The sequence below is a fragment of the Nostoc flagelliforme FACHB-838 genome (assembly GCF_014698065.1).
Lineage (GTDB): Bacteria > Cyanobacteriota > Cyanobacteriia > Cyanobacteriales > Nostocaceae > Nostoc > Nostoc flagelliforme_B.
The window spans coordinates 1-6740 of sequence record NZ_JACJSI010000323.1 but is presented as its reverse complement, the minus strand read 5'-3'; the positions used below and the strand labels follow the sequence as shown (position 1 = coordinate 6740).

The following is a 6740-nucleotide window of genomic DNA, read 5'->3' as shown; positions in this document are numbered from 1 at the left end:
TTTTTTTCAATTGGTTAATTGTAGAAATCCTAGATACGTTGTTACCCGAACGCGTTCACCGTACTAATCCCAGGGTTGTAAAAAGACCTGTATCAAAGTTTCGTTCTAAAAAAACAAAACACAGAGGTACTGGACAACGAGTCGAAGCTCCGAAATTTAACGTCACTCATAAGCTTTTGAGCCTTAACTGAACCGTATTGCTGTAAACACATTACATTCATGAATGGAATGCGAGGCGCTATTTTGGGCACCCCGCAACCTGTACTTAGATTGATGAAAGAACGCAAATCACCATTAAACAACCACAAAGTTGTTTTCGGTTAGTGTCACACCACCCAAAAGTTGTGCAAATTTTACCTGAGTAGACCCAGACGCACTGCCATCAAGGTCAAAATACAGTCCACCTGTGCTGTTATCATAGATAAATCGTTGATTGGTTGTCGTTGCAGATGTGCCGATGGTGAACTGACTTGTCTGAACTGAACCTGGTGATAATCCACCGCCAAAACCAGTAGCCGATACTTGAATCAGTTCATTAGTGGCGTTAAAGTCATAAATACTGTCAACACCATCGTTGTAACTACTGAAAGCAAAAGTATCAGTACCAGCTCCTCCAATTAGGCTATCACTACCGTTGCCACCTGTAAGAATGTCATTACCATCCCCTCCAGAGAGTAGATTCTCGCCTGTTGAACCGCTAGCATTCAACGTGTCGCTACCAGCGCCTCCATTGAGGGTGTTATTGCCAGATGAGCGAAAGTCAGAGTAGCCGTCGTAACTGCCAGAAATGTTAAGAGAATCATTGCCATCGTCCCCATTAAGCAGGTTATCGCCTGTTGAACCACTAGCACTCAAGGTATCGTCACCTGCACCTCCGTTGAGAGTGTTATTGCCAGACGAGCGAGAGTCTGAGGAGTTGTAGAAGGAATCGGGGCTGTAGGAGCCAGAGATGTCAAGAGTATCGTTGCCATCGTCCCCATTAAGCAGGTTATCGCCTGTTGAACCACTAGCACTCAAGGTATCGTCACCTGCACCTCCTTCTAGGGTGTTATTACCAAACGAGCGAGAATCTTTAAACCCGCTAAAGTCATTGATGTAGGAGCCAGAGATGTCAAGAGAATCATTGCCATCGCCCCCATTAAGCAGGTTATCGCCTTTTGAACCCCTAGCACTGAATGTATCGTTACCAGCGCCTCCATTGAGGGTGTTATTGCCTAAAGAGCGAGAGTCTTGAAAAGGCGAGCCCTGAGATTGTGAGACAGAGCCAGAGATGTCAAGAAAATCATTGTCATCACCACCAGAGAGCAGGTTATCGCCTGTTGAACCTCTAGCACTGAATGTATCGTTACCTGCACTTCCTTCTAGGGTGTTATTTCCCCCATTGCCAATGAGAGTATCATTTCCTGCACCGCCAATGAGAATATCATTTCCCCCACCACTCCTCAAAAGGTCATTACCACTTTTGCCGTCGATGATGTCGTCACCCCCCTGACCATTGATGACATCATTGGAGTTGTCAAAACCCGTAATGTTGTTGTCGAGGTCATTAAGGAAGGTAACAGTGTTCCTGTTGAACAGGGTAGTTTGAGTTGAATTGGCATCAAACACATCAAAACTGTCGGTAATGCTGGTTTGTTCAGAAAACAGGATATTGCCAATAGCTGGTCGTGAAGAAGTTGCTGGCAGATTATCCAGGTTTTCTAAGTTGAAGTTTTGCAGAATGATTTTACTGCTATTAGTGAAACCTTCAAAGATGATTTCTAAGTTGTTACCATTTTGAATTAATTGCAGATTTTGGGCAGTGAAGACATAACCTGTAAATTGCAAGGTATCTAAAGAAGCAATCAGCGCCGCTGAGGGATTTGAGCCTTTACCCACGCCACCAAAATCGGTGATAATGTCAGTATTAGTGCCGTCAAAGAAGGTGGCGTTCAAGTTGGAAACAAATTTATCATTCCCTGCACCACCAGTTAAGGTGTTGTCACCATTCCCGCCTTCCAGAATATCATTACCTGCACCAGCAATAATCGTATCATTGCCACCATAGCCTCCAGAGAGCGTATCGTTTCCACCGTTGCCAACAATTAAGTCATCGTTATATGTACCTGAAACATTTAATCGCTCGATATTCTTGTAGTCAACCTGAGAGGTACCCGCCGTAATTGCTCCTTTGTTTGTAGTGGCATTAAATGTTGTTGTAATACCTTCTGTAGTATTAGTGTTGTAATCAACGGACAACACATCTTCACCTGCTCCCCCATCGATTGTATCTTTGCCACCAGAACCTGTGGAGAGCGTATCACTCCCATTATTGCCAATAATGTTGTCATCGTAGGCTGTACCTAAGATATTTAATTGTTCAATATTTTCGTAACTAACCCGATTTATGCCCGCCGTAATTGCTCCCTTGTTTGTAGTAGCATTGAATGTCGTTGTAATGCCTCCTGTAACATCGTACCTGTAATTAACGGACAACACATCTTCACCCGCTCCCCCATCAATGGTATCATTGCCACCATTGCCCCCAGAGAGCGTATCATTGCCATTGCTCCCCACAATATTGTCATCATAATTTTTATTATCAAAATTGTCGTCATAATAATAGGCTGCACCTGAGATATTTAATCCTTCGATATCCTTGTAGTTAACCCGATACGTGCCTGCCGTAATTGATCCAATGTTAGTAGTGGCATTGAATGTCGAAATGATCCCATTTGTAGCGAATTCGTTATTGACGGATAACAAATCCTCACCCTTACCCCCCTCTATCGTTTGAGTTACTAAATCAGAGGGAGCGGCATTTGGGGATGTGGTGCTTAAATAGAACGAATCATTGCCATCGCCTCCAGAGAAGAAGTTATTGCCTGTTGAATACTCAGCCCTCAAAGTATCGTCACCAGCACCACCATTGAGGGTGTTATTGCCTGAGGAGGGGATAATATCCAGTCCAACTGTGGGAACTATATCGCCTGATATGGAAAGAGAATCATTGCCCTCCCCTGCAGACAATAAGTTATTGCCTGTTGAAGACTCAGCCCTCAAGGTATCGTCCCCAGTGCCACCGTTCAGGGTGTTATTGCCTGAGGAGTTAAAATTAGGCTCCCCTCTATAAATATAAATGCCAGACGTGGAGAGAGAATCATTGCCATCGCCTCCAGAGAGTAAGTTATTGCCGGATGGAGACTGAGCATTCAAGGTATCGTCACCAGCGCCTCCTTCTAGGGTGTTATTACCTGAGGAGGAGGAGGAGAAATAGACGTCTTCATTGATGCTGCTATAAATGTAAGAGGCGTAAAGAAAATCATTGCCATCGCCTCCAGAGAGTAAGTTATTGCCGGATGTTGCCCCAGCATCCAAGCGATCGTTACCAACTCCACCGTTAAGGGTGTTATTGGCTGTTGAAAATTCAACATTCAAGATATCATTCCCTATACCACCAACGAGAGAGTCATTGCCCGTGAGGGAGTCATTCCCCGTACCACCAACGAGAGTATCATCGCCAGCACTACCAAGGAGAGAGTCATTGCCCATACCACCTCTGAGCATGTCTTTCCCATTCAATCCGTCAATGATGTCATCGCCCCCTTGACCATTGATGACATCATCTGAGTTGTTAAAGCCGCTAACATTATTGTTCAGGTCATTAAGAAAAGTGACTGTGTCCCTGTTGAAGATAGTGCTTTGGGTGGAGTTGGCATTGAAGATATCAAAGCTATCTGTGGTGCTAGTTTGGTCAGAAAACAGGATATTGCTTAAGTCTACAGTGGCTCCTGTAGATTTGCTGAGGTTATCCAGGTTTTCCAAAGCAAAGTTTTGCAGGATAACTGGGGCAGCAAGAAACCTCGTTGTCAGAACCCTCGTTGTATCAAAACTGATTTCTAGATTGTTGCCTTTCTGGGTCAACAGCAAATTTCGGGCAGTGGAAGCTTCGCCCTCAAATTCTAAGGTATCCACTTCGGCAATGACTGCTGCTGTCGGGTTTGTTCCTTTACCTACGCCACCAAAATCGGTGATGATATCAGTAGCAATATTGTTGTAAGCGTAGTAATTATAAACAAATTTATTATTACCGCCTCCACCAGTTAAGGTATCGTTGCCTGCTTTCCTGTTAATCGTATCCGGTTCATCATAACTACCCTCTAGGGTATCGTTACTGTTAGTTCCAATGATATCTGCCATAATTTTCTACCTAAATCGATTTTTTCAGTAACTTCAGTTCTCAAGCACCCGCTTATGCCGTCTGAGGGCACAAACAACTCACCAAAATTTCACGTTTTCGGGATACTTTTGACCTCACCTTTAAAAATCAGTAATATTTCTCGAATATTCACCTGTTAACTGGCTTTTACGTAACATTTATCCAACTATCTAAATCTTAAGCACTATACAATTTTCTAAGCGTCTGCATTCACGACAATCGCTCATTTCAGGCTAAATAAATCATCTTTGTTGAGTAGAAATCACTCTTGCAAGCATCTAAAAACCTGAGAACTGAATGCCTAAAACACAGCCTTGATATTTTTTGCCAGTGCTTAAGTCTTACTAGAAGAGAAAATAGTCAAGAGTTAATTCTTGATCGGGAACGAGATTTTTATCTCCCCCTTGTGAACTATTCTTCGTAGGTGTTTGAGCTTGAAATTAGAGAATATTTTGATGCCTCAAAATAACTACATAGTTATAGTCAATAGTATTTTACTTAGATGTCTATAGTTAAATAACTATCTTTGCATACTCTTCACATTATTTACCAATAAATGTATATACAAATACTGAGCTTTTTACATTCTTTATATTCTTCTCGTATTTAAACAGTGTAAGCAAAAAATAATACACCCCTATTTGAATAAGCGAGGAAAAATACATACAGCAGAATTTAGAAGGTAAACAGGTTTCATACCTAGCTTTCAGACTTAACTCATGTAATTCACAAACTTGAAATCCGCATTTTCATTTTCAAATACTGCGATAGCCTGCGGTAAGCTTCGCCTAAGTTGGGCTACATTTATACTTTGAGTAAGCAATCGCCTACGCCTGCCAATATCTTACAGCAATTTTCAGGTAATTGAACCACAAAAAACGGTAAGCTAAATAGATAGTGATTGTCAAATTCAATGGCAGTATCTTACTCCAAAGATTTGCGTGGTCGTGTGATTGCCGCTTGGTTAGAGAAGGAAGATTCGCAACGCCAACTGGCTCAAAGGTTTAAGGTCAGCTTGTCATTTGTACGCAACGTGGTACGTCATTATCGTGAAAGTGGACAAATTGAAGCAAAACAGCGTGGAGGGTACCAAAAGCCGATAATTCAGGATGAACATCTCAGCATGATCAAGTCTTTGGTGGAAGGTAAGAATGATTTGTTGCTAAGAGAATTATGCGTTGGGCTTTGCCCCGCCGTAGGCATCGCTATGCAGAACGCACAGGGACTAGTGTAAGTATCACGACAATGCATCGTGCGGTAGAAAAATTAGGTTTACGGTGTAAAAAAAAAAGTCTCTATGCCAGTGAGCAAGATACCCCAAGAGTACAAGAGTTAAGACATGACTATCGCCGTTGGTTAGATAAAATTGATGTCAGAAACCTGATATTTGTCGATGAAGCGGGATTGAACTTATCAATGTCACGCTTGTTTGCCAGAGCAGTCAATGGCGAAAGAGCAGTTGGTAATATACCCGGCACTAAGGGTGGGAACGTGTCTTTGATTGGAGCTTTAAACCTTGATGGGCTAGTTGCGGCTATGACTGTACCAGGTAGTACAAATACTGATGTATTCCTCACTTATGTCACTGAAATTTTAATGCCTCAGTTATGGAAAGGAGCGATCGTGGTCATGGATAACCTCCCGGTTCATCACGCCGAACGTGTAAGAGTTGCAATTGAATCCGTTGGTGCAAAAGTTAAGTTTTTGCCTCCCTACTCTCCAGATTTATCTCCTATAGAACTGTGTTGGTCAAAACTAAAGCAATTTCTCCGTTCCTGTGAGGCACGCACCACCGAATCACGATGGCCTTGCAATGGCTCTGGCTGTCAATTACATCACCGAAGATGATGCCTTCGGTTGGTTCAATCACTGTGGTCTATTTACCTGAAAATTGCTGTAATATAATATTTGTGCAATAATTGCTATATGTTACTAAAATTACAAACGCAGACATAATCTGAATTTAAGCAAGAAATCTTGCAAACCATCTGCACCTTGCCGTTCGGGCAAGTCTACTGATAATTCGGTTTCGGGTGAAGGAGTCAAAGCAGATCATAAGGGTGTTCGCACAGCGTCTCGTAGAGAAGGTTCCGCCGCACCTGTGCCAAATGCTGAAAAATGGTCACATGAGGCGATTGTAGCGAGGTCAAATCTGCAAGCGGAGCGGATGCAGAAACTCAAAGTGGCGGCGAATTCGGGGGAGAATCCGGGTTTTGAGTTCTTGCAGGAATGCTGGAATGATGACCCTGCCTTACAAATCGTGATCAAAAAGCTTTTGGCGAAGTATTCCCAGTGGGGAATTGCGATTGTGGATGGGGTGCTAGTGAAGTGGAATCAGTAGTGATGCCTACGGCAACTCTATTTTTGAGGAAAACCCACTTATTGCTGTTTCTACACTTGATCAACTTGCCATTGCTCAAGTTTCCTCCAAGAATACTATTCTTTGGCACTTGAATTTAAGATAATCACCTCAATAATTACTAGATGTTAATGCAATCTTTACAGCTTTTTAACTTCTGCTTATACAAACAAAGCTATATTG

Annotated in this window: 5 protein-coding genes; 4 read left to right on the top strand and 1 reads right to left on the bottom strand. The window is 42.6% G+C overall.

The features are described 5' to 3' along the window. Positions 1-191, top strand: a 191-nt coding sequence (locus tag H6G97_RS51995; protein WP_206759138.1) for a hypothetical protein, incomplete at its 5' end; no start/stop codon positions are given. 103 nt (positions 192-294) lie between these two features. Here H6G97_RS51995 and H6G97_RS42355 read toward each other — a convergent pair. Then, positions 295-4179 carry a beta strand repeat-containing protein gene (locus H6G97_RS42355; protein WP_190946542.1) on the bottom strand — a complete coding sequence of 1295 codons (3885 nt, stop codon included), beginning with the start codon at positions 4177-4179 and terminating at the stop codon, positions 295-297. A gap of 932 nt (positions 4180-5111) precedes the next feature. On the opposite strand from H6G97_RS42355, the gene H6G97_RS42350 reads away from it, so the two are divergent. The 3 genes from H6G97_RS42350 (at position 5112) to H6G97_RS42340 (ending at position 6539) form a co-directional block, all read left to right on the top strand. Further along, positions 5112-5432 (top strand): helix-turn-helix domain-containing protein, encoded by a 321-nt coding sequence (locus H6G97_RS42350; protein ID WP_190946541.1) that lies wholly within the window; start codon positions 5112-5114, stop codon positions 5430-5432. After that, complete coding sequence (locus tag H6G97_RS42345; RefSeq protein ID WP_190946540.1) at positions 5372-6046, top strand: IS630 family transposase; 675 nt, start codon at positions 5372-5374, stop codon at positions 6044-6046. The genes H6G97_RS42350 and H6G97_RS42345 overlap by 61 nt, the downstream gene beginning before the upstream one ends. 253 nt (positions 6047-6299) lie before the next feature. Beyond that, positions 6300-6539, top strand: a complete 240-nt coding sequence (locus tag H6G97_RS42340; protein ID WP_242055970.1) for a hypothetical protein — start codon at positions 6300-6302, stop codon at positions 6537-6539. Positions 6540-6740: the final 201 nt, after the last annotated feature.

Excerpts from the sequence above, each read along its gene's own strand:
- H6G97_RS42355 (WP_190946542.1), bottom strand. The coding sequence starts at position 4,179 with ATGGCAGATATCATTGGAACTAACAGTAACGATACCCTAGAGGGTAGT.
- H6G97_RS42350 (WP_190946541.1), top strand. The coding sequence starts at position 5,112 with ATGGCAGTATCTTACTCCAAAGATTTGCGTGGTCGTGTGATTGCCGCT.
- H6G97_RS42345 (WP_190946540.1), top strand. The coding sequence starts at position 5,372 with ATGCGTTGGGCTTTGCCCCGCCGTAGGCATCGCTATGCAGAACGCACA.